Annotated in this window: 1 pseudogene; it reads left to right on the forward strand. The window is 64.7% G+C overall.

The annotated features are described in order from the left end of the window. Window positions 1-42: 42 nt before the first annotated feature. Window positions 43-1079, forward strand: a pseudogene (locus MZTS_RS19570) (carbohydrate porin); the annotation flags it as partial.

The following is a 1079-nucleotide window of genomic DNA, read 5'->3' on the forward strand; positions in this document are numbered from 1 at the left end:
CCTCTCTTTTCGCCGGCAGCGTCAGATGTTTAAAAGAGACCGCTCGCCGGCATCGCCGGCGGCACCATCAAGTTCACCCAGACCTTCTTCGGCAACGTCCGCAACCTCAACATGGCCGCCGATATCGGCGACACCACGGTCGGCTACCAGCCGCCCTACAACCCCAATTCCAACCGCCTCTCGCTGCTCACCTACCAGCAGAAGCTCCTCGACGACCGCCTCGTCGTCGAGGTCGGCCGCACCCATCCGGACCGTTACTACGGCCTGCCGCCGTGCAACTCGATCAATTCCTGCTTCCAGGACCTGTTCTACATCAACGCCGGCTTCACCTCGCCGCTCTACGCCGTCTGGGGGGCGAATGCCGCCTACCAGCTCTCGCCCACCACCTACATCCAGGCCGGCGCCTTCTCGGTGAACCCCGGCACCAACGCCCTGTCCGGCTACGATTTCGGCTACGAGCGCCTCTCGGGCGCGCTGGTGATGACCGAGATCGGCACCAAGACCGATTACAGCATGACCGCCTATCCGGGACGCGCCTCGCTCACCGGCTTCTTCAACACCGCCGACCACGACGACAACCTCAAGACGGTGTTCGGCACCTCCAAGGGCCTCAATCCCGGCGCGCCGGTGCTGCAGAAATCGGGCACGTCCGGCCTCGTGCTCACCGGCACGCAGACGGTCTGGCGCGCCGATGGCGGGCTGACCGCCAACCCGCACCCGACCGCGCTCTCGCTCTATACCGGCACGGGCTATTCCTTCGACCCGACGGTGCCGATCCGGTTCAACTCGTTTGTCGGCCTGCTGCTGCAGGCGCCCGATCAGAGCCGGCCGAACGACACCTACGGCCTGAAGATGAACTGGCAGCGTCTGTCGGAGAACTACACCCAGTTCCTGGCGGATGCGAACTTCATCTCCGGCGGCACGGGCGCGCCGTATGCGCGCGACAAGTTCGTGTTCGAGGCCAACGCGCATTTCGATCTGGGCGCGGGCGTGATCGTCGAGCCGGTGGTTCAGTACGTGGTCAACCCGAAATCGTTCTGGAACACCTTCACCGCGAGCAGGGCCAAGGCCGGTTTCTT

Origin of the sequence: Methylorubrum zatmanii, from assembly GCF_014845115.1 — a bacterium.
Classification (GTDB): Bacteria; Pseudomonadota; Alphaproteobacteria; order Rhizobiales; family Beijerinckiaceae; genus Methylobacterium; species Methylobacterium zatmanii.